Annotated in this window: 23 protein-coding genes and 1 tRNA gene; 6 read left to right on the top strand and 18 right to left on the bottom strand. The window is 33.1% G+C overall.

Going from position 1 to position 20,797, the window contains the following annotated elements:
- Nucleotides 1-18 precede the first annotated feature (18 nt).
- The 11 genes from AC1Q5Z_RS20935 to AC1Q5Z_RS20885 form a co-directional block, all read right to left on the bottom strand.
- A complete protein-coding gene (locus AC1Q5Z_RS20935) occupies nt 19-2,640 on the bottom strand; it encodes a TonB-dependent receptor (RefSeq protein WP_345158429.1) in 2,622 nt (873 codons plus the stop codon).
- A 99-nt stretch (nt 2,641-2,739) separates the two neighbouring features.
- The gene (locus AC1Q5Z_RS20930; RefSeq protein WP_198858233.1) at nt 2,740-3,582 is read right to left on the bottom strand and encodes a FecR family protein; all 843 of its coding nucleotides are present in this window, start codon (nt 3,580-3,582) and stop codon (nt 2,740-2,742) included.
- Nucleotides 3,583-3,594: 12 nt separating this feature from the next.
- The gene (locus tag AC1Q5Z_RS20925) at nt 3,595-3,804 is read right to left on the bottom strand and encodes a hypothetical protein (RefSeq protein WP_198858232.1); all 210 of its coding nucleotides are present in this window, start codon (nt 3,802-3,804) and stop codon (nt 3,595-3,597) included.
- Nucleotides 3,805-3,850: 46 nt separating this feature from the next.
- Entirely contained in the window at nt 3,851-4,372 is a 522-nt protein-coding gene (locus AC1Q5Z_RS20920) for an RNA polymerase sigma factor (protein ID WP_492446682.1), read from the bottom strand.
- A 244-nt stretch (nt 4,373-4,616) separates the two neighbouring features.
- Nucleotides 4,617-5,384, bottom strand: coding sequence for a type 1 glutamine amidotransferase (locus tag AC1Q5Z_RS20915; RefSeq protein WP_492446681.1), 768 nt, complete (start codon nt 5,382-5,384; stop codon nt 4,617-4,619).
- A gap of 86 nt (nt 5,385-5,470) precedes the next feature.
- Nucleotides 5,471-5,953: a GNAT family N-acetyltransferase gene (locus AC1Q5Z_RS20910; RefSeq protein ID WP_343588503.1), complete on the bottom strand. Its 483-nt coding sequence runs from the start codon at nt 5,951-5,953 to the stop codon at nt 5,471-5,473.
- A gap of 7 nt (nt 5,954-5,960) precedes the next feature.
- Complete coding sequence (locus AC1Q5Z_RS20905; protein WP_343588502.1) at nt 5,961-7,379, bottom strand: aminotransferase-like domain-containing protein; 1,419 nt, start codon at nt 7,377-7,379, stop codon at nt 5,961-5,963.
- A gap of 19 nt (nt 7,380-7,398) precedes the next feature.
- Nucleotides 7,399-7,767, bottom strand: a complete 369-nt coding sequence (locus AC1Q5Z_RS20900) for a hypothetical protein (protein ID WP_343588501.1) — start codon at nt 7,765-7,767, stop codon at nt 7,399-7,401.
- Between the two features lie 177 nt (nt 7,768-7,944).
- A complete protein-coding gene (locus AC1Q5Z_RS20895) occupies nt 7,945-8,202 on the bottom strand; it encodes a hypothetical protein (protein ID WP_198858226.1) in 258 nt (85 codons plus the stop codon).
- 71 nt (nt 8,203-8,273) lie between these two features.
- Nucleotides 8,274-8,684 carry an ACT domain-containing protein gene (locus AC1Q5Z_RS20890; protein WP_492446678.1) on the bottom strand — a complete coding sequence of 137 codons (411 nt, stop codon included), beginning with the start codon at nt 8,682-8,684 and terminating at the stop codon, nt 8,274-8,276.
- A 76-nt stretch (nt 8,685-8,760) separates the two neighbouring features.
- Nucleotides 8,761-8,834, bottom strand: a tRNA-Met gene (locus AC1Q5Z_RS20885).
- A 150-nt stretch (nt 8,835-8,984) separates the two neighbouring features.
- Here AC1Q5Z_RS20885 and AC1Q5Z_RS20880 point away from each other — a divergent pair.
- Both AC1Q5Z_RS20880 and AC1Q5Z_RS20875 read left to right on the top strand, forming a co-directional pair.
- On the top strand, nt 8,985-9,377 hold the full coding sequence (locus tag AC1Q5Z_RS20880; RefSeq protein WP_198858224.1) for an START-like domain-containing protein: 393 nt from the start codon (nt 8,985-8,987) through the stop codon (nt 9,375-9,377).
- 54 nt (nt 9,378-9,431) lie between these two features.
- Nucleotides 9,432-10,268 carry an aminotransferase class IV gene (locus AC1Q5Z_RS20875; protein WP_492446677.1) on the top strand — a complete coding sequence of 279 codons (837 nt, stop codon included), beginning with the start codon at nt 9,432-9,434 and terminating at the stop codon, nt 10,266-10,268.
- Here AC1Q5Z_RS20875 and AC1Q5Z_RS20870 read toward each other — a convergent pair.
- The 7 genes from AC1Q5Z_RS20870 to AC1Q5Z_RS20840 all read right to left on the bottom strand — a co-directional run bounded on the left by AC1Q5Z_RS20870 (nt 10,265) and on the right by AC1Q5Z_RS20840 (nt 16,795).
- Complete coding sequence (locus AC1Q5Z_RS20870) at nt 10,265-10,825, bottom strand: YqgE/AlgH family protein (protein WP_008464759.1); 561 nt, start codon at nt 10,823-10,825, stop codon at nt 10,265-10,267. The two genes, AC1Q5Z_RS20875 and AC1Q5Z_RS20870, sit on opposite strands and share 4 nt — an antisense overlap.
- A 128-nt stretch (nt 10,826-10,953) precedes the next feature.
- Entirely contained in the window at nt 10,954-11,226 is a 273-nt protein-coding gene (locus AC1Q5Z_RS20865) for an HU family DNA-binding protein (protein ID WP_008464760.1), read from the bottom strand.
- A 180-nt stretch (nt 11,227-11,406) separates the two neighbouring features.
- Nucleotides 11,407-12,354 carry a methionyl-tRNA formyltransferase gene (gene fmt / locus AC1Q5Z_RS20860; protein WP_492446676.1) on the bottom strand — a complete coding sequence of 316 codons (948 nt, stop codon included), beginning with the start codon at nt 12,352-12,354 and terminating at the stop codon, nt 11,407-11,409.
- Nucleotides 12,354-14,249, bottom strand: coding sequence for a RecQ family ATP-dependent DNA helicase (locus tag AC1Q5Z_RS20855; RefSeq protein WP_198858221.1), 1,896 nt, complete (start codon nt 14,247-14,249; stop codon nt 12,354-12,356). The genes fmt and AC1Q5Z_RS20855 overlap by 1 nt, the downstream gene beginning before the upstream one ends.
- Nucleotides 14,250-14,315: 66 nt before the next feature.
- Nucleotides 14,316-14,849: an AAA family ATPase gene (locus AC1Q5Z_RS20850; protein WP_343588497.1), complete on the bottom strand. Its 534-nt coding sequence runs from the start codon at nt 14,847-14,849 to the stop codon at nt 14,316-14,318.
- Nucleotides 14,850-15,300: 451 nt separating this feature from the next.
- On the bottom strand, nt 15,301-15,867 hold the full coding sequence (locus AC1Q5Z_RS20845; RefSeq protein ID WP_488755788.1) for a hypothetical protein: 567 nt from the start codon (nt 15,865-15,867) through the stop codon (nt 15,301-15,303).
- Between the two features lie 16 nt (nt 15,868-15,883).
- Nucleotides 15,884-16,795, bottom strand: a complete 912-nt coding sequence (locus AC1Q5Z_RS20840) for an alpha/beta hydrolase family protein (protein ID WP_492446673.1) — start codon at nt 16,793-16,795, stop codon at nt 15,884-15,886.
- Between the two features lie 397 nt (nt 16,796-17,192).
- Between AC1Q5Z_RS20840 and AC1Q5Z_RS20835 the strand changes: the two genes are divergently transcribed.
- From AC1Q5Z_RS20835 to AC1Q5Z_RS20820, 4 genes are all read left to right on the top strand, one after another.
- Entirely contained in the window at nt 17,193-17,489 is a 297-nt protein-coding gene (locus AC1Q5Z_RS20835; RefSeq protein WP_111285800.1) for a DUF493 family protein, read from the top strand.
- A gap of 4 nt (nt 17,490-17,493) precedes the next feature.
- Nucleotides 17,494-18,216, top strand: a complete 723-nt coding sequence (locus tag AC1Q5Z_RS20830; protein WP_198858217.1) for a DUF4290 domain-containing protein — start codon at nt 17,494-17,496, stop codon at nt 18,214-18,216.
- 190 nt (nt 18,217-18,406) lie between these two features.
- Nucleotides 18,407-19,720, top strand: a complete 1,314-nt coding sequence (gene murA / locus AC1Q5Z_RS20825) for a UDP-N-acetylglucosamine 1-carboxyvinyltransferase (protein WP_144338813.1) — start codon at nt 18,407-18,409, stop codon at nt 19,718-19,720.
- Between the two features lie 149 nt (nt 19,721-19,869).
- A complete protein-coding gene (locus AC1Q5Z_RS20820; RefSeq protein ID WP_343588494.1) occupies nt 19,870-20,745 on the top strand; it encodes a cation diffusion facilitator family transporter in 876 nt (291 codons plus the stop codon).
- The last annotated feature ends 52 nt before the right edge of the window (nt 20,746-20,797 follow it).

The raw sequence follows: 20,797 nt of genomic DNA, 5'->3' as shown, positions 1-20,797 counted from the left end.
TTTAATTTATTCATAGCATTAAAATTTAAAATTATAAGTAACTCCAGGTACAATTCCGAAAATAGAAAGTCTTCGGGTTTCATTTGCTCCTGTGTCTTCATTGGTTGTAAAACTCATAGAAGCTGCATTTTTTCTGTTGTAAACGTTGTAAAGGCTAAATACCCAATAGCTTTGCCACCCTTTCTTTTTGTCTGGTTTTGGCGTATAAGTCGCTGCGAGATCAAGATGGTGGAAAAGTGGTAATCTGTTTTCGTTTCTTAAAGAATAATTTGGAACATGGATGCCGCCCATTTCATAATAACCATTAGGATACGTTACTGGCTGACCAGATTGTAAAGTGAAATTACTATTGAAAGACCATTTCGGATTCAATTCATAACTTCCCACAATGCTTAAATTATGCAATTTGTCATATCCAGATAAATACCAATTACCGTTTGCAATTCCCGGTTCTTCAGGAGTTCTTCCTGGTGTTTTTTGTTCGGCTCTAGATAAGGTATATGAAACCCATCCTGTGAATACGCCAGTATTTTTTCTAAACAGTAATTCCATTCCATAAGATCTGGCTTTCCCGTTTAGAATAACTTGCTCAATGTTGTTGTTAGCCAAAACATCAGCACCGTCAATATAGTCAATACGATTTTGAACATTTTTATAAAATAATTCAGTTTCTAAAGAGTAATCTCCGTCTTTAAAATTTCTAAAATAACCCATCGCATACTGATCCAAAAGCTGAGGTTTTGTAAAAGGTCCGCTTGGAGTCCAGATGCTCATTGGTAAAGGAGATTGTGTGTTTGATAAAATATGAATGTACTGCGCCATTCTGTTGTAACTTGCTTTTATAGAAGTTTCGTCATTAAAGGCATAAGATAAAGCAGCTCTAGGTTCAAAATTATTGAATTTGCTGATAGTTTTTCCTTTTCCGTAAGTAATGCTTCCGTTTGGCGTTCCTTCTTCATAAATATTGTATAACGGATTATACACTACTGCCTGACCATTTTCGTAAGTGCTTATTGTTTCATCTCCTAAACGATAAAACATGCTGTAGCGAAGTCCGTAACGGAAATTCAATTTCTCAGTAATCTGATTTTCGAAATCAACAAAAGCAGATGCTTCTAAAGCATATTTTTTATCCAATTGCATATAATTGAACTGAGAATCTGGGCTAGTTGGTTTTACAACTCCCGGATTGAAATTATAATACAAACCATCAACACCATAATTGATTTTAAATTTCTCAGACTGCTGAAGATTCCAATTGTATTTCAATCCGTAACTCTGAATGTTGCTGTCCCATTTAAAGCTTTCAATCGGAATTTCTAAATTAAATCTGTAATCACTATAGAACGTTGATAAATTACTGCTTAAGCGATCAGAAAATTTATGTTTCCAGCTCAAAATTCCCATTGTGCTTCCATAAGTGCTTGCAAAACGATCATTAATATCGAATACGTCATTTCCGAAATAACCAGAAAATGAAAGCGTGTTTTTGGCGTTAAAACGATAGTTCAGCTTTGTATTCAAATCATAAAACATTGCTGAGTTATTATTATCAGCCAATTTCATAAATAAATGTGCATAAGAAGCACGCCCAGAAAGAATAAAAGAACCTTTTTCTTTTTGCAACGGACCTTGAACTAAAAGACGGCTCGAAATAATCCCGATTCCTCCATTAACTTTATACTCTTCAAAATCTCCCGTTTGTTGCGTAACATCTAAAACAGAAGAAACGCGTCCTCCAAATTTTGACGGAATTCCTCCTTTGTATAAATCTAAACCGTTTACGATATCAGCATTAAAAATAGAAAAGAACCCGAACATATGCGAATCTGCATAAACAGGAGCACCATCTAAAAGAATCAAATTCTGATCGGCAGCACCACCGCGAACATTAAAGCCAGAAGAAGCTTCTCCAGCATTGGTAACACCAGGCAAAGTCAAAATCGATTTTAAAGGATCGGCTTCTCCCATTGCAACTGGAATTTTTTTGATTTCCTGCATAGAAAGCCTGTTAACACTCATTTGGGTTGTTTTAATGTCAACTGCTTTATTATTCATTACAATAACTTCTCCCAATTGCTGACTGTCAGAATCGATGTTGAAATTAACCTTAGTGTCATCAGAAACAGAAACTCGTTTTTCTTCATTTTTAAATCCAACATAACTTACCTGAACGGTATAATTTCCATTTGGAACATCGATGCTATATTTTCCGTTAGGATCTGTTACAACACCAGTTTCGAGTTCTTTAATGTAGACATTAGCGCCAATAACAGGTTGTCTTTCGTCATCAAGAACGTGGCCGGTTAGCTTGCTTTTTTTTTTGGCAGGCTTTTGAGTTTGTTGCACTTTCTGTTTAACAAAAATATTGTTACCAACTACAGAAAATTGTACAGACGAAATTTTATTCAATTCCGTAATAAGACTGCTGATTTCAATATTCTTAAAAGTATTTTTCTGAGTAAAATACTTTTTATTGGTATCAATTTGATCAGTAAAAGCAAATTTAAGATCGGTTTGATTTTCGATCTGTTTAAAGAATTCTTTTAGAGTTACATTTTGGTCAACAGTTACGGTAACGCTTTGAGCAGACATACACAAACTGAATAAAAAAAAGCATGCTGAAATTATATGCTTCATGAAATTTTGTATTTTTGAATATTATTAAATGGATAACTTGATGTTATCCTGAACATTAAGGAGGATGTGGAGTTTCGCGGCTTACATCCTTTTTTGTCTTCATTGAAAAGTGATCTGCTTTAAATCTTCATTTATTTCAAAGTTTAGGTTATACATTTCTGATAGCAATTGTAAAATCGTTTTTAAATCTTCTTTTCTATTAATTCGAATTGTGATTTTCTGATTTTGGTTTTCTTTCGGAAGAACCACTTTATAGCCATAATTCTCTTCGATGTAATGGCTTATCGCAGAAAGATTTTCATTATCAAAATCTACAAAACGGCTAAATTCTGATACCGAAGCGGTTTGGTTTCCGTAGGTGAATTTTTCTCCCGGTTTCAAAATCCATTTTTGATTTTGACCTTTCACATTCATCTGAACGCTTCCTTCAAATAATTCAACAGTAATTTCTTCGTTTTTAGATTCTTTCACTATAAAGGAAGTTCCTAAAACGGTAGTTGTTGTTTCATCGCAAAAAACCTGAAATGGATGCTGTTTGTCTTTCTTGACTTTAAAATAGGCCTCGCCATCCATTTGGATTTTTCTATTTAAAGCAAAATCGTTTCCATAAATAATTTTAGAATTTGGAGCCAATTCTACTTTTGAGCTATCTGGCAAAACCACATATTTTATTGTTGAGGTTTTATTTTCGATTACATTTTCAGAAAGAACTACATTTTCAGCTGAAGGGTTTTCTGTAAAATAAAATCCAGTTCCAATAAGAGCAAAAAGTAATACCGAAGCCGCCGCATAAAGATGCCAAGGCTTAAATTTTCTTTTCTTTTTTGAAAATGTTATAGAATGAAATTGTTCCCATGAAGCTTCTTTTTCATCTTCGGAGTGAGAAAGGGGAGACTCTTTCCATAATTTTTTAAATTCTTCGTCAAATTTTTCCTGATCCATCTTTTCTAGATATTAAATGATTTGACAATGAAATCCTTGTTTGCTGAAAACACGATAAACCATTTCTTTAATATCACGGTTGGTTTCGATTTTGAGGATGTTTTCGCGTCCCTGACGATCAAAATTGATGATACAGTCAGAAATGACAAACTGAAGATAAGCTACAAGCAAGCTGGCATCTTTCTTTGTTTTTACATTAGTTTTATACGCTTCGATATGCATTTTTAGTTCTTGTTTTATAGTATAACAAACGAGAACTAAAAAGTTCCTAATGGTTTTCGATTTTTTTTCGAATAAATTTACTGGCGAGATAAATATGATTGGCAATGGTCTTTTCAGAAAGATCTGTTATTTCTGCAATCTCCTTATAGCTAAGGTTTTCCAGTTTATGTAAAGTGAAGATTTTTTGTTGCTGTTCTGGAAGCTGATTAATGAAATTTTGTAGTTTTTCTTGCCTTTCTTCAAAAATTCCAGAGTCAGGTTCTTCCTGTGGCACGTCAACTTGATTCGGATCAAGCTGAATTATTTTATTTTCTCTGTTAACGTGATTGATAATAATGTTTTTGCAGATAACAAATATTTGTTTATCAAACAAAACATCTTCGTTAAGCAGTTTTCTTTTATTATATAGTCTTATGAAAGTTTCCTGAACAAAGTCTTCAGGAGTAAATACAGAAGAGTTAAATCGTTTGGCAATATTTATTAGTTTATCGTAGTAGCTGAAGTAAACTTCCTTAAAAGCCGCTTCATTACCTTTTTTTAAACTTAAAATAAATTTTTTATTGTCCATAACGAAAATATCGTAACTAGCTTCCTAGTCTAAACTCATTGGTATCAATATTATTGTATTCAGAAATTTGAGCAATTTCAAATCAGAAATGTAATAAGTTGCAAAGAACCGTAATTAAATTTAAGATTTGACGCTTTTGCAGCAGAAATGTTACAAATAGGAGGAAGCTTTTTTTTCTGGTGGAGTAAAATTAAAAAGAATGTTTTGGAGTTGAGGACTTTCTTTTAGTAAAAATGGAAAGCAATTATTCTCTTTTTATTTCTGAAAATGTATCGTCAATTTGAGACTCCTTATAAATACCTTTATAAGCATCTGTAAGTTTATCTAGAAAAACAAAAAGCTTTTCGTTCATTTCTGTATAATCATGAGAAAGAATTTCTTCAGGATTTTGAACAAATGGATATTTTTTGCTTTTGGCTAATAAATCAGTTTCACTTTCAATTAAAAGAGAAACGACTTTGATTGTGAGTTCCATATGACATTGAAAGCCATAAACAAGATCAGAATAGGAAACAATCTGAACAGGACAGCCTTCGCTAAAAGCTAAGACTTTACTTTCTTTGGTTAAACCTGGCATATCGTTGTGCCAATGGCCAACATTTAAAGTGGTGCCAAAATGATTTATTTTGTCGTTTATTAATCCTTCTTTGGTTAAAGTAATCGGAAAGACTCCAATTTCTTTTTCTGGACTATGACCAAAATTTGCTCCTAAAGCTTCGCCAATAAGTTGCGATCCCAAACAAACTCCCACAACTGCTTTTCCTAGAGAAATGCATTTTTGAATCAAAGCAATTTCAGCTTCAGCATTAAAATAACGACATTCTTTAAGAGTCGTGTTTGGACTTTGAGGCCCGCCCATTACAATCAGCATGTCTATAAAATCAGCAGAATCTGGCAAAGCTTCATTTTTATAAACTTTAGAAAAAGTTGTTTTGTGATTTCTGCTTTCTGCCCAATTCAAATACGCGCCTGGAGCTTCGTAAGTTTCGTGTTGTATAAAGTGTATGTTCATTCGATCTAAAAAAAATTACAGCAAATATATTAGGATAAAGAGCGTTTTTGATAGTCCACTTTTTCTTTTACTGAAATAGTCCAGATTTAAGAATTTAACATAAGAATCATCTGAATATCAACTCTATCATAAGCTGACGAAAGGCCTGTTACTTCTTTAAATCCTAATTTCTCATACAATTTAATAGCTGGTTTCAATTTGGTATTGCTTTCTAAATAGATTTTAGAAGCTCCTTTTTCTTTAGCCCATTTTATCGCAGATTCTGCCAATAATAATCCAACACCTTTTCCTTGTGCTCTCGGACTAACGGCCATTTTGGCTAATTCGTAATCGTAGTCTTTTCCTTCGCTTTTTATTAATGCGCAAACGCCTAAAACTTCCTCGTTTAAAACTGCCGCAAAAATTTCTCCGCCTTTGTTTATAATGTAATCTTCGGCATGATCAAGCGCTTTTACATCATTTGGTTCAACTACAAAATAATTTGAAATCCATTCTATGTTTAAATCCTTGAAATCTTTTTTGTATTTCGGGTTATAAGTTGCTATTTCTACTTGTTCGTTATTTTTCATAATGCTATTAAAGACTATTTTTTATTATTCTGCCCAATTTTTCCAGATCAGAATTTACGCGTTCATTCCATTCTAAAACATAGGTTAATCTCATGCAGTTGTTGTATTGATTGTACTGCGAAAAAATTCTTCCTGGTGCAAAGACGATTTTTTGGGCGAGAGCAGTGTTGTATAATTCTGTTGTAGAAATTCTTTCATCTAATTCTATCCATAACATAAAACCGCCTTTTGGCTGTGCTATTTTGGTGTTGTCTGGAAAGTAAGATTCTACAGCACGGCTAATCTGAAGGTAATTATTGTAAAGCTTATTTCTAAAAGACCTCAGATGATGATCGTAACGTCCATGTTCTAAGAAATCTGCAATGACATCTGAATATAAAGAAGAATTGCAAACCGTTTGAACTAGTTTTTGACGTATGATTTTATCTTTAAATTTTCCGGGCGCAATCCATCCAACGCGATAACCTGGTGCAAGCGTTTTAGAAACAGATCCGATCCACAAAACCAAACCAGCTTCGTCATAAAACTTACAAGGCTTTGGGCGTTCTGAACCAAAGTAAAGATTGCCGTAAATATCGTCTTCAATTAATGGAATATTATATTGTGTTATTAGTCGTACCAGTTCTTGCTTGTTTTCATCAGGCATTTGAAACCCCATTGGATTATTAAAATTAGTAACAAAACAACAGGCCTTTATTTCAGGCATTACTTTTTTTAAAGCGTCGAGATCTATTCCATACAAAGGATGGGTCGGAATTTCAACAGCTTTTAAACCTAATGCCTTAATGGCTTGAAGTATTCCAAAATAAGCAGGACTTTCTACAGCAACACTGTCTCCTGGAGATGTCACAGCCATAAGTGCATTGTACGTAGCATGCATAGCGCCAGAAGTAATTACAAGATCGTCTTCGGTAATTTTTCCTTCCATAACAAGTGCCCATTTTGCAATGGCACGTCGAAGTTCTTCTGATCCTTGAACGGGTTCGTAGGTTGTGCCGGCGTCACTTCTATTTCGTACAGCATTGATGATTCCTTTGTTAAGTTTTGCAATTGGAAGAAAATTTTTTCCAGGTAATCCAAGTGCAAATTGTGTCACATCAGATTGATTGATGGTACCGAAAACTTTATCAATAAGCTCCTCGGGCGTATTTTCTGTTTCATGATTATCTATACTCGCAATTGTTGGAAGTGCCGTTGTGCGTTGTGAACTTTTGCTTACATAATATCCCGTTTTTGGACGAGATTCTATAAGAGAACGGCTTTCGAGTTCTAAATACGCTTGTTTAATGGTATTAAGGCTAACATTATATAGTTTTTGCGCACTTCGTACAGAAGGCAGTTTGTCGCCAAGCATTAAAGTTTCAGTGTGAATTTGATCTTCAATGATTTTGGCAATTTTTAAATATAATGTTTCTTGATTCTTCATTGTGCTTTTTCTTAAGCGTTTAAAGGTTGAGATAATGAATAAAATGTTCGGTACTTTTTTTTAGTTGTTCAGCATTATTGAAATTGGCACTTCTTTTTTTCGTTAGAAATTTTTTGATGTATTCGTTAAATGCTGCTTTATCTTCATTTGTCAAACTTCCGTTATCATAAACTTTAAATCCGATTTCATTATTTTCATTCAATACTAAACTTGCAAACGAATTTATTTCATTGTCTTTTTCGCAGAGAAGAAAAGGCATTCCAAAAAGCATTTTGTCTTCAGCTTTTTCACGCATGTTCTGAATGAAAATGTTTTGCAAAATTTCCATATCAAATACATAAACTTCTCTAAATGTTGTTTTTTTCTGTGTTGCTGCTTTAGATTCCATATCTTTTTTTAGCAAAATTATTGCTATCGGGTTTATGGGTACAGATACAGAAAAAACTTTTTTTATGGGTACAGATTAAAATTACTGTTTTTTGTAGAGAGGAAGAAATAATTGTAAAAAGAAAGTCCCTGAATGTTATTCAGAGACTTTAAATTATAAAGAAGAAAAGGGAATTAGTTATTGATTTTCCTTTTCTAAATCGGCAGCAGAAATCTGATCTAATATATTCGTTTGATTTGGCGAAATATAGTTTTTATTTTCGATAGTTGCTTCTTTCTTAAAAAGAAGATCTAAGGCATTATATAGTTTTAATAAAACATCACGATCTGCTTTATCAATTTCTAAAGCAGTATTAAAGTTAAAAACATAATTATTCGAATTGCGCACTTCGACTTTTATTGTTTTTGATGTGATCTTAAATTTAACTATATCCATATGTTTGTAAATTACCTTTGCAAAATAACTATTTTAATGGCAGTTTTTGCGGATATTTTTTGATTTTTTAATTACAAATATTTTTTATTCTCCTCTTTTAATTTTAGCAATACATCCATTGCTTTTTGCGCGTCATTTTCATCAACAAATATATGGTCGTGCAAATAGGCAGCAACTACATTGCAGCTTATATTGGCTTTTCCTAAAGCTTGAGAAAATGCAGCAGTTAAACCTACTGCAGCCAAAGAAGAATGAACTTCTAAAGTAATCCAAGAAGCAACATAAGAGAAGTTAAGATTAAGTTCTTCTGCAAAGTGTTTTTCTAGTACAACTGTAATTCCTTCTTGCTCTTTAAATAGAAATAAAATTTTAGAAAAAGGAATTAAATCTAAAGAATCTACTTTGGTGAAAACATACTTTCCGTTATTAAGAAGAGGATTAAGATTCTCTAAAATAGTGCTCAAATTTGTTTCGCCTTCCATAAAAATAGGATTGATTTTTATTTAAAAATAATAAAAAACCCTTAAACATTTCTGCTTAAGGGTTTTACCTTCTAAGTAGCGAGGACGGGAGTTGAACCCGTGACCTCAGGGTTATGAATCCTGCGCTCTAACCAACTGAGCTACCTCGCCTGGACTGCTATCATGAATTCGTGATTGCGGGTGCAAAGATAGAAATAATATTAAAGCGTGCAAGCATAAATTGAAGAAAAAAAAATATTTTTAAAAATGCATTGTTTTTGGACATATATTCTTATATTTCGAAAAAATTAAAAGTAGCACATGGATTCAAAAATACGTTACGAAATCGAGTTTCCGATCAATTCTTCGCCACAATTATTGTATCAATATATATCAACGCCGTCAGGTTTACAAGAATGGTTTGCTGACAATGTTAATTCAAGAGGTGAAATTTTTACTTTCATCTGGAATGATTCGCAGGAAAAAGCACGTTTGGCTTCAAAAAAATCTGGAGAAAAAGTAAAATTCAAATGGGTTGATGATAGCAGTAAAGATACCGAGTACTTTTTTGAACTTCATATTTTAGTTGATGAGTTGACTAAAGATGTATCGCTTATGGTAGTCGATTTTGCTGATAAAGAAGAATTAGGCGAGGCTAAACAATTGTGGGAGAACCAAATTTCAGATCTAAAACATCTTATAGGATCTGTTTAGTAAAAGTCTATTTTATACCTTATATTTGCCCTGAACAAAATTCAGGGTTTTTTTATGATTAATTTTAACGGAAACATAACGCAAGAAGATACAATATTAACTCAAAACCGCGCTTTTTTATACGGAGACGGTATCTTTGAAACAGTAAAAATTATCAATGGAAAAATCTTGTTTCTTGAGGATCATTATTTTAGACTAATGGCTTCTATGCGAGTAGCGAGAATGATGATTCCGATGGATTTTACAATGGAATATTTTGAAGAGCAAATTCTGAACTTGGTAAAAGAACAAGGAATTGCATCTTCAGCTCGTGCAAGAATAACAGTTTTTAGAAATGATGGCGGTTTGTATCTTCCGAAAACTAATGATATCTCATTCTTAATCAATGCAACTCCAATTGAGAGTGTTTCTTATACTATAAATTCAAACGAATACGAAGTAGATTTGTATAAGGATTTCTATGTGACAAAACAGTTATTGTCGTCTCTTAAAACGACTAATAAAATGATTAATGTTACTGGAAGCATCTATGCGCACGAAAATAACCTTGCCAATTGCATTTTGCTAAATGACAGTAAAAATGTAGTCGAGGCACTTCAGGGAAATATTTTTATGCTAACAGGTAAAAAGCTTATTACTCCTCCAGTTTCAGAAGGAGCTTTAAACGGAGTTATGCGTAAACAAATTTTAGCGATTGCTAAAAAAATAGAAGGCATAGAAGTGCTAGAAGAAATAATTTCGCCATTTGATCTTCAAAAAGCAGACGAATTATTTCTGACTAATGTAATCATGGGAATACAGCCGATAACTAAATATCGAAAAAAAGAGTTTACAACAAATCTGGCTCATTTATTAGTGCAGAAACTAAATGAATCCATAGCTGAAAATTAATTCAGATATGGATTTTCTGGTGCGTTAGACCAAATAAGATAATCACCGCCTAGCTCAATAATCTGCTCTTTCCAAAAGTGAGTGGTAGATTTTCCGATAATTTTATTTTTATAATTATTATCAGCAATAATCCAAGAGTTTCCTTGCATCTCATTCTCAAGCTGATTTTCTTCCCAACCGGTATAACCTAAGAAAAAACGAATATTATTTTTGCTAATAGATCCGTTGTTTATAAGGTCTTTGGTGGACTCAAAATCGCCTCCCCAATAAATTCCATTTGAAATCTCCACACTGTTTGGAATTAACTCAGGAATATTATGGATAAAATAAAGGTTGTCTTGTTCTACAGGGCCTCCGTTATATATCTTAAAGTTAGCATCAATCTCAGGGATTAAGTCATTAATAGTATATTTTAATGGCTTATTAATTATAAAACCTATTGATCCTTCTTTGTTATGGTCTGCTAATAAAATTACCGATCTGTTAAAAGATAAATCTCCAATTATTGAAGGCTCGGCAATAAGCAGGTGTCCTTTTTTTAATTTTTCTGAAATCATACGGTTACAATTTTTATTAAATTTAATCATAAAAAAATTAAAATCACAAAAAAAATCGTTAAACCGCATAAAAAAACCTCCCATATGGAAGGTTTTAATTATATTATAAGTTTAGAGAACTTTCTTACTTAGTTCACTGCACCTTCTAATTCAGCTCCAGCTTTGAATTTTACAACGTTTTTAGCTGCGATTTTGATAGTTTTTCCTGTTTGAGGGTTTCTACCGTCTCTAGCAGCTCTTGAAGATACTGACCATGATCCGAAACCTACTAATGAAACTCTTCCACCTTTTTTCAAAGTAGTTCCTACATTACCTAAAAAAGACTCTAAAGCTAATTTCGCCGCAGCTTTTGTAATTCCTGCATCAGCAGCGATAGCATCGATTAATTCTGATTTGTTCATAATAATTAGTTATTAATTGTTGGTTAAAAAAAATTGTTAATACACAAATTTAGTAGGAAATCCGTTGCGTGCAAGTGTTTTCTTTATTTTTAGCAAAAATTGTTAATAACTTGCTTTTTTTGTTCATAAAGAGTGTTGTTTATCGATAAAAAGTAGGTGCAAACCCCTGTTTTACTGACCTTAATACACTTTTGCAGACTCCGAAAAACTCACTCCATTTAATAATTCTGAAGCAAGCATTCTCTTTTTTCCTGGAAATTGTAGACTTAATAACTGAATAAAGCCATCTTTTATTGCAATTTTGATTTCTTTTTTAGTACTAATTAGCTTTCCAATCTCATAAGAGTGTGATTCTGAGACTAGTTTGGCTTCATAAATTTTGATGTTTAATTCTTCATTTTGGTCTTTCAAAAAACACCAAGAAGCGGGATAAGGACTTAAACCTCGAATTAAGTTGTTGATTTCTGTCCCAGATTTGGTCCAATCAATTTTGCAGTTTTCTTTATTTAGTTTGTAAGCCGTTTTAATATCGTCATTATCTTCTTGAATTGTTGTGGTAACATTTCCGTTTTCAATAACCTTTAAAGTATCAATTACAGTTGTGCTTCCTAATTCCATTAAACGATCATGCAGTTGTCCTGCCGTTTCTTCTGGTTCAATATTGATTTCAGAATTTAAAATCATTGCACCAGTATCAATTTTATCATCTATAAAAAAAGTGGTAACTCCAGTTTTAGTTTCACCGTTAATAATTGCCCAGTTAATTGGAGCGGCTCCACGATAATTTGGAAGCAGTGAAGCATGAAGATTAAAAGTTCCTAAACTAGGCATTTTCCAAACCACTTTTGGTAGCATTCTAAAAGCAACTACGATTTGTAAATTAGCATTTAACGCTTTTAATTCTGCTAAGAAACTTTCATCTTTTAAATTAGTTGGCTGTAATAAAGTAAGATTGTTTGCAAGCGCATATTCTTTTACTGCAGAATATTTTATTTTTTGTCCGCGACCTGCTGGTTTGTCTGCGGCAGTAATTACGCCCACGACTTCGTAGTTATTTTTGATAATGGTATCCAAAATGCCAACAGCAAATTCTGGCGTTCCCATAAATATAATTCTCAATTTCTCCATTATGATTTTAAAGTGTATTTATTATTCGCTTGTATAATGATATGATTATTTTCGAGTAATTCCTGAAGAACCGATAGAATATCTTTGCTATTCATTTTTATCTGGTTTTCAATTTCTCTCGAAGTCAGCGAAGCGTTTTTCAATAGAGATAAAATCCTATCTGCAATCGAATCGGCTTCGGTAATTTTTCCTTTTAGTGTAATGCAGTACGAACAAATGCCGCAATTTTCTCTGGTTTCTTCTCCAAAATAGTTTAAAACCAATCTGTTTTTGCAGGTTTTATTGTCTTTTATATAATGTAAAACAGACAAAAGCTGTTCTTTTTTAACTTCATTTTGCTTTTCTAAATACTTTGAAACCCTATTTATAGTAAGGTCGTCTTCACGGACTTCATTAAATAAAATGGTAGCGTCGTTGTTTTTAGATTTGTATTCTATAATTTCTTTTTCTTTCAGTTTTTCTAAAACCGCAATAATTTGTTCTTCAGACCGATTTGATTTTTTTGCAATTAATCCTAAATTCAAATTAGCTTTTACATCGTAAATGCCTGGATAAGTTCTTAAAATTGCCAAAATAATTTCTTCATCATTCGGATTCAAGCTCATATATCGAATCACTTCTTTAGACTCAATCAAGAATTGTACGCTAATTTTTTCTGAAAATTCCTGAGACATTGTAATAATTCCTTGCTGGCTCAAAAACTGCAAAGCATTGTATGTTTTGAGAGTAGGGAATTCGTATTTATTGCAAAAATGATTCAATTTGAACGAGAAAGTTTCGTCTAAACCTTCGCCGTATGCAATCTGAAAATAATTGCAGAGTTTGATGTACATCGTTTTTAAAAACTTCTTATCAGGAAGAATATTTATAAACTGCTGTTCGGTCTGGATCATGTCTGAATTATTGTAAAGCAAAACCGAAAAAGCTTTTTCGCCATTTCGTCCAGCCCTGCCAGACTCTTGATAATAATTTTCTATATTTTCTGGAAGCTGTGTATGAATAACAGTTTTAACATTGTCTTTGTCAATTCCCATTCCAAAAGCATTTGTTGCCACAATAACCTGAGCTTGTTGTGACATCCATAATTGCATGTTTTTGTCTTTTTCTTTAGCCGAAAGACCACCGTGATAATAAGTCGAAGTGAATCCTAAAGATTGCAATTGAGAAGACATGTTTAAACACGCTTTACGATTTCGTACATATATAATAGAAGGCTGCGGATTTTTTTTAAGAATTTGTTCAGTTCTATAAAGTTTATCTTCAACTTCAAAAACCATATAAGCAATGTTTTTTCGCTCAAACGATTGTTGAAAATGTCTTGGATTTTTTAATTCTAATTGTGTTCTGATATCTTCAATAACTCTCGGAGTTGCCGTTGCTGTTAAAGCCAAAAAAGGAATTTTCGGAAAGTGTTTTTTAAGTTCTGAAATTTTAAGATAAGCAGGTCTAAAATCATGACCCCATTGCGAAACACAGTGCGCTTCGTCAATAGCAATTAAATTTATGGGTAAATTTTTAATACGCTCCAAAATCCAGTCCGACTGTAATCTTTCTGGAGATAGATATAAGAATTTGTAATTTCCGTATTGGCAATTGTCTAGAAGATCGATCAATTCTTCGGTATGAATTCCGCCTGTAAGAGCAATTGCTTTAATATCTCTTTTTTGCAGATTGGCAACCTGATCTTTCATTAAAGCAATTAGAGGAGAAATAACAAGACAGATTCCTTCCTGCATCATGGCGGGAACCTGAAAACAAATCGATTTTCCGCCGCCCGTAGGAAGTACGGCAAAAGTATCCTGTCCTTCAAGAACAGAGTCAATAATTTCTTTTTGCAACGGTCTAAAACTGTCGTGTTTCCAGTATTTTAGAAGAATATCCTGCGCTCCGAGCATTGCTTTAGTTTTAAAGTTAAAAATTTAGAAAAACAGTTTCTAGTTTTACAACTTTAAACCATACCGCTAAATTTTGTCTAAGATATAAAGAATTCTGTTTTCAACCGTATCTTTAGGAACTTCAATCAGTTCGTAACCGTATTTTTTATAGGTTTCAATAAGATGATCTTGAATTTTTACTGCCTGATCAAAATTTTCATAGCGTTCTGCATCACTTTGGTAGATTTCTTCCCAAGGTGGCAGAATAAAAGTTTTAGTGTATTTATAGTCTTCACAAGCTTTTGTGAAATTTTCCGGATATTCATCGCCAATATAATCCATATAAGCTACCACATCAGGAATACCGCGATCAATAAAAACTACATTATCAGGTTCTTCAAGAGCGTTTTTGTATTGTTCAATACGACCTTCCAATAACATTTCGCTAAACAAAAGTGGCTGTTCTAGAAACAATTGCTCAATGCCTTCTTGTTGCGCTTTCATGGTAACCTGTCTTGAGATTTCAGGATAGCAGCAAAAGCCACGAGCTACCAATTCGTTAATAAGTGTTGATTTTCCAGTACCAGGTCCGCCAAGCAGGACTATAATTTCTTTTTGCACTATTCTAAAAATAAAGGGCAAATTTACCTAAACTTATTCATAATTAAAAAGAATTTTTACTTGAAGCGAAAGATTTGGCATTTTTAGCTATCATGGGTTCCTGCTGTCCGCTCCAATCTTTTGCTTTTTAAAGAAAAAAGTAAAAGGATTTCCGCTTCCATCAGGGCTAAAAAAGGAGAAATGTTTTTTTTTTTGAATTATTTTGTATTTTTTTCTCCTGCAAGGTTTTCAAAACCTTGTAGGTATTATTTTTTCTCTTTTCACCTAATTAATAATTCGTATTTAGAAACCTACAAGGTTTTGAAAACCTTGCAGGAAACCAAACTCTAAATGTAATATTTTGCTCCAGCGGAGCAAATTTTATTTGAATTGCCGTTGGTTTTAACTAACGGATTTAAATGGTTTTAAAATCTTGGCTTTAGCCAAATATCTGTAGCTATTTCTTTTTTTATTATTTTGAGATGTCTTCTAATAAATTTCCATCAAAATCAAGAATGTATCTGTTCGATTCAAAATCTACTAAAAGTATAACATTATCTTTAATAATAAGCTCTTCACTGCTTTCAGGATTTATCCAAATATCTCTTCCTCCAAAACGCCAGATAATCTCTCCATTTTTTGTTATTCTGAAAATTTCTAATTCTCCATGAATAAGGAAATCTTCTTCAAGTTTGTAAAAACAAAAGTTGGTGAATTGATCAAACTCTTTTTGCCATATAATTTCTAATGAAGGAATTTTTAAACAGTAAATTTTATTGGAAACACGAATCCATATTTTATCATTTTCAATGATGTATGAGTTTTCATATATTCCTGTTGCGCCCTCAGTTTCACAAATTATTGCATTTGAAATCTCGATTCCATGTTCTTTAATAATGACAGCGTGCTTACTACTACAGTGAAATTCACTTTCTTCATAATAAACTTTTTGATATTGACGTAAATTATTGCTTGAATTCAAAATGTAATTTTTATCATCAATAACTTCAATTTCAAAATTTTTATAATCAACTTTCATTGTTTTACTTTAAGAATTACTCACAAAACGAATACTTCCCAGAACTTTTGCCATTTTTAGAAGGAACAATCAAATGCGATTGGAATTTTTTACCATTCAAAACATCATTCACAAAATCTAAAACATACTGCTGTCCTTCATGAAAAAGATAACCCGAGAATTCATGTCCGCCGCCGCAAAAAGTAATTAGTTCAATATCTTTATGTAAATCGTTCATTTGATTGTAGACTGCATAAGAGCCAAAAAGAATCAGCCAGCCAGAAGCATTTGTTGGGCAAGAACGATGTGAACCTGCAGCATACGGAACCGTGTCGTCATTGTTTCCATGCGCCAGTAACATTGGAATTGCTTTTTCTTTTGTAATCAGATTAATATCCTGAATCGCTCCTGAGCCTCCAATGAAACCTTTGTATTTAAAGTTTTCGGGCAAATTGCTTTTGTATAAATTCATTAATTTATAATCCCAAAACGAAGCATGAAAACCAATTTCGGCTCCCGCACTTATTCCGGAAATAAAGATTTTTGAAGTATCAAGATTGTATTTGTCTGCATTTTCAATTAAGAAAGCCGTTGCTTGCCACATATCGCTCACGCCAATTTGTATTGCTTTTATTTTTTCGGTTAAAGTTCCTTTACAGCCAAAATCTTTTCCTTTCATGTATAGACTGTACGAAATGCTTGCAACTGCATAACCATTTTTAGCCATGAATAAACCAAAATCTTTTTCGCTAGTGCGTTCTCCGCCAGAAAATCCTCCACCAAAAGCAAACATAATTAACGGGATTTTTTCGCCAGCTTTTTTCTTTGGTAGATATAAATCTAAATCAAGTTTTAAAGTGTCGTTTTGGAAATAAGTCAGTGTTTTGACTTCTTGTGCTTGAATCGAATTTAAGGTAAGAACGATAAAAAGTAAAAGGAGTTTTTTCATTGTAATGTGTTTTTAATCTCGCAAAGTCACAGAGACGTAAAGTTTTTCCACAATATTGTCATTTCGACGAAGGAGAAATCTCCACGAGAAGCTCGACAAAGGTTGGCGAAATACCGTGAGGAGTTACTTACGGAGATTTCTCCTTCGTCGAAATGACAAACAGTAAGTTGTATGAGTCCTTCTGATAAACTTTTTGAGAAATATTTTAAGGATTATTTTCTCAAATATAAGCGTAAATTTTACAAAGAAATAATCTTCGATTGCTTTTTTCTCTGCACCTTTGCGCCTTAGTAACTTTGTCCCTTTAAAACAAAGTTTTAAGCCCAAAAAAAATCTAAAATCTAAACTCAAAAGTCTAAAATCAAAACCGTATATTTGCGTTTATTTTTAATTACGAATGGAGAACGATAAAGAAAAAAACACCGCCGAATTTTACGAAAGATTAAAAGTAGAACTTGATAACGCAAACACTTGGCCAGCAGAATATTTGTATAAGTTTATTGTGCCTTCTGTAGGTGATAATGTAGAGCGTGTTGAAAAAGCTTTTGATAGAATGGGAGCGGTTATTAAAACAACAAAATCTAAAACAGGTAAATTTACCAGTGTTTCTGTAGATGTTACGATGCACAGCTCAGACGATGTGATTAGTAAATACAAAGAAGTTTCTACAATAGAAGGTATAGTTTCATTATAAACTTATGATCGAAAAATATAAAAGAGAAGCCGCAAGCGACGTTGTGTATAATTTGGAATACAATTCTGAAAGACAACGTTTAATTATCCCAGAATATGGGCGTCATTTACAAAAATTGATCGATCAGGCAACTGCAATCGAAGATGATGAAACACGCAATAAAGCCGCGAAATATATCATTCAGGTTATGGGAAGCCTAAATCCGCATTTGCGTGACGTACCAGATTTTCAGCATAAACTTTGGGATCAGCTTTTTATTATGTCTGATTTCAAACTGAATGTAGAATCGCCATACCCAATTCCGTCTCGCGATGTATTGCAGTTAAAACCTGAAACTTTGCAATATCCGCAGAACTTTCCAAAATATAGATTTTATGGCAATAACATCAAATATATGATTGAAGTTGCTAATAAATGGGAAGAAGGCGAAATGAAAAATGCGCTGATAATGGTAATTGCCAATCACATGAAAAAGTCGTTTTTAAGCTGGAACAAAGACACAGTAAAAGATGATGTGATTTTTGAGCATTTATATGAATTATCTGGCGGTAAAATTAATTTACTACACAGTACAGAAGAATTGTTGAATACAACAGATTTAATGCGCACTAATAAACGCATGTCTAATAAAACAGCTTCTGGAACACAGCCAAAAACGCAGAATAACAAAAACAATAACAAAGGCGGTCAAAAAAAGACATTTCAAAAAAACAATAATCAAAAGTAAGAAAAAGCGACTAAGAGGCTAAGCTCCAAGTTGCTAAGTTTTTTTTTTTACTTAGATGCTTAAAAAATAAACAAAAACAAAAATAAAAAAAAGCTGCTAAGCTGCTAAGCTACTAAGTTGCTGAGTTTTTTTACTTAGAATCTTAGAATCTCAGAATCTTAGAAACTTTGAAAGAACCTAAACAAGATCTATGGGAATTTTTAAAATCGAAGGAGGAACTCCTTTAAAAGGAGAAATCACTCCGCAAGGAGCAAAGAATGAGGCATTACAAATTTTATGTGCCGTGCTTCTAACAGGAGAGAAAGTAAAAATTAATAACATTCCTGATATTATAGACATCAATAAATTAATCACTTTGTTGGGGAATTTAGGGGTGAAAATTCAACGTAACGAACCAGGTTCAATTACTTTTCAAGCTGACGAAGTTAATGTTGGATATTTAGAAACTGAAGCTTTCAAGAAAGAAGGAGGAGCGCTTCGTGGTTCTATTATGATTGTTGGCCCTCTTTTGGCTCGTTTCGGAAAAGGATATATTCCAAAACCAGGTGGAGATAAAATCGGTCGCCGTAGATTAGATACTCACTTTGAAGGTTTTATTAACCTTGGAGCAAAATTTAGATACAATAGAGAAGATCATTTTTATGGAGTAGAAACTCCAAAAGAAGGTCTTAAAGGAACAGATATGCTTTTGGATGAAGCGTCTGTAACTGGAACTGCAAATATTGTAATGGCTGCAGTTTTAGCAAAAGGAACAACTACAGTTTACAACGCAGCTTGCGAACCATACTTACAGCAATTGTGTAAAATGCTGAACTCTATGGGAGCTAAAATTACTGGAGTTGGATCTAACTTATTGACTATCGAAGGTGTTGAAAGTCTTGGAGGTTGTGAGCATAGAATTCTTCCAGATATGATCGAAATCGGTTCTTGGATTGGTCTTGCGGCTATGACAAAAAGCGAAATTACAATCAAAAATGTAAGCTGGGAAAACTTAGGTTTGATTCCAAATACGTTTAGAAAGCTTGGAATTACAGTTGAAAAACGTAATGATGATATTTATATTCCTGCTCACAAAGATGGATATGAAGTAAAAACAGATATTGACGGTTCTATCTTAACTATTGCCGATGCGCCATGGCCAGGATTTACGCCAGATTTATTAAGTATCGTTTTGGTTGTGGCAACTCAAGCAAAAGGAGACGTTTTAATTCACCAAAAAATGTTCGAAAGCCGTTTATTTTTCGTGGATAAATTGATCGATATGGGAGCAAAAATCATGTTATGTGATCCGCACAGAGCTGTGGTTATGGGGCATAATTTCGAATCTCAATTAAAAGCAACTACAATGTCTTCTCCTGATATTCGTGCGGGAATCTCATTGTTGATTGCTGCGCTTTCTGCAAAAGGAACTAGTACAATTCAAAATATCGAACAAATCGATCGTGGATACGAGCGTATCGACGAACGTTTGAGAGCAATTGGAGCTAAAATCGTGAGAGCTTAAAAGTTTATAGCCACAGATTACAAAAATTGCACTAATTTTTATTTTTGAAATTTAATTTTGCGATTTTAATTTTTAAAAATTAGTAAAATAAAACACAAAGCTAATCTTCGTGTAATTTGTGTAATTCGTGGCTAAAAAAAATAGTCTAAATGACAAACGAACAAAAAGCTATAAAAGCTACTATTTTTAGTATAATAGGAAATACCTGCCTGGCCATTATAAAAGGTCTCGCAGGTTTTTTTGGCAATTCTTATGCCTTGATTGCCGATGCAATAGAATCAACGACAGATATATTTTCGTCTTTTTTGGTGCTTTTTGGAATCAAATATTCGAATAAACCAGCAGATGAAAATCATCCTTATGGACACGGTCGTGCAGAGCCTTTAATAACATTTTTAGTTGTTGGTTTCCTAATTACTTCAGCAACAATTATTGGATATGAAAGTATTGCCAATATTGGAAGTGATCATGATTTGCCAGAATCTTGGACGCTTTATGTTTTGGGAGCTATCATAATTTGGAAAGAGTATTCATTCCGTTTGGTTATGAAGCGAAGCAAGCAAACCAATAGTACCTCTCTTGCTGCTGATGCTTGGCATCATCGTAGTGATGCTATAACCTCTGTTGCAGCGTTTATCGGAATTTCGATTGCGCTGATTATGGGAAAAGGTTATGAATCTGCAGATGATTGGGCAGCGCTTTTTGCAGCTTTTTTTATTCTCTATAATAGTTATAAAATCTTTAGACCTGCACTTGGTGAAATTATGGACGAAAATCTTCATGAAGATTTAGTTGAAGAAATTCGTGTAAAAGCTTTATTAGTTCCAGGAATTCTTGGAACAGAAAAATGTTTTATTCGTAAAGCAGGAATGAGATACCATGTAGATCTTCACGCAATTGTTTCGGCAAAAATTTCAGTAAAAGAAGGACATGATTTAGCACACGAATTAAAAGATACTTTGAGAAAAGAAATTCCAGAACTTGGGCACGTTTTAATACATGTTGAGCCAGATGATTATTCTTAAGACACTAAGGTTCTGAGATGCTAAGATTCTAAGTTTTTTTTTCTTTGTCAAA

The sequence above is a fragment of the Flavobacterium sp. GW823-FHT06G12 genome (assembly GCF_058794775.1).
Note: the sequence above shows the minus strand (reverse complement) of the source record. Positions and strands in the feature narration are given on the sequence as shown.

Bases quoted from the DNA above. Each gene is read 5' to 3' on its own strand.
- AC1Q5Z_RS20935 (WP_345158429.1), bottom strand. From the start codon at position 2,640: ATGAAGCATATAATTTCAGCATGCTTTTTTTTATTCAGTTTGTGTATG.
- AC1Q5Z_RS20930 (WP_198858233.1), bottom strand. From the start codon at position 3,582: ATGGATCAGGAAAAATTTGACGAAGAATTTAAAAAATTATGGAAAGAG.
- AC1Q5Z_RS20925 (WP_198858232.1), bottom strand. From the start codon at position 3,804: ATGCATATCGAAGCGTATAAAACTAATGTAAAAACAAAGAAAGATGCC.
- AC1Q5Z_RS20920 (WP_492446682.1), bottom strand. From the start codon at position 4,372: ATGGACAATAAAAAATTTATTTTAAGTTTAAAAAAAGGTAATGAAGCG.
- AC1Q5Z_RS20915 (WP_492446681.1), bottom strand. From the start codon at position 5,384: ATGAACATACACTTTATACAACACGAAACTTACGAAGCTCCAGGCGCG.
- AC1Q5Z_RS20910 (WP_343588503.1), bottom strand. From the start codon at position 5,953: ATGAAAAATAACGAACAAGTAGAAATAGCAACTTATAACCCGAAATAC.
- AC1Q5Z_RS20905 (WP_343588502.1), bottom strand. From the start codon at position 7,379: ATGAAGAATCAAGAAACATTATATTTAAAAATTGCCAAAATCATTGAA.
- AC1Q5Z_RS20900 (WP_343588501.1), bottom strand. From the start codon at position 7,767: ATGGAATCTAAAGCAGCAACACAGAAAAAAACAACATTTAGAGAAGTT.
- AC1Q5Z_RS20895 (WP_198858226.1), bottom strand. From the start codon at position 8,202: ATGGATATAGTTAAATTTAAGATCACATCAAAAACAATAAAAGTCGAA.
- AC1Q5Z_RS20890 (WP_492446678.1), bottom strand. From the start codon at position 8,684: ATGGAAGGCGAAACAAATTTGAGCACTATTTTAGAGAATCTTAATCCT.
- AC1Q5Z_RS20880 (WP_198858224.1), top strand. From the start codon at position 8,985: ATGGATTCAAAAATACGTTACGAAATCGAGTTTCCGATCAATTCTTCG.
- AC1Q5Z_RS20875 (WP_492446677.1), top strand. From the start codon at position 9,432: ATGATTAATTTTAACGGAAACATAACGCAAGAAGATACAATATTAACT.
- AC1Q5Z_RS20870 (WP_008464759.1), bottom strand. From the start codon at position 10,825: ATGATTTCAGAAAAATTAAAAAAAGGACACCTGCTTATTGCCGAGCCT.
- AC1Q5Z_RS20865 (WP_008464760.1), bottom strand. From the start codon at position 11,226: ATGAACAAATCAGAATTAATCGATGCTATCGCTGCTGATGCAGGAATT.
- fmt (WP_492446676.1), bottom strand. From the start codon at position 12,354: ATGGAGAAATTGAGAATTATATTTATGGGAACGCCAGAATTTGCTGTT.
- AC1Q5Z_RS20855 (WP_198858221.1), bottom strand. From the start codon at position 14,249: ATGCTCGGAGCGCAGGATATTCTTCTAAAATACTGGAAACACGACAGT.
- AC1Q5Z_RS20845 (WP_488755788.1), bottom strand. From the start codon at position 15,867: ATGAAAGTTGATTATAAAAATTTTGAAATTGAAGTTATTGATGATAAA.
- AC1Q5Z_RS20840 (WP_492446673.1), bottom strand. From the start codon at position 16,795: ATGAAAAAACTCCTTTTACTTTTTATCGTTCTTACCTTAAATTCGATT.
- AC1Q5Z_RS20835 (WP_111285800.1), top strand. From the start codon at position 17,193: ATGGAGAACGATAAAGAAAAAAACACCGCCGAATTTTACGAAAGATTA.
- AC1Q5Z_RS20830 (WP_198858217.1), top strand. From the start codon at position 17,494: ATGATCGAAAAATATAAAAGAGAAGCCGCAAGCGACGTTGTGTATAAT.
- murA (WP_144338813.1), top strand. From the start codon at position 18,407: ATGGGAATTTTTAAAATCGAAGGAGGAACTCCTTTAAAAGGAGAAATC.
- AC1Q5Z_RS20820 (WP_343588494.1), top strand. From the start codon at position 19,870: ATGACAAACGAACAAAAAGCTATAAAAGCTACTATTTTTAGTATAATA.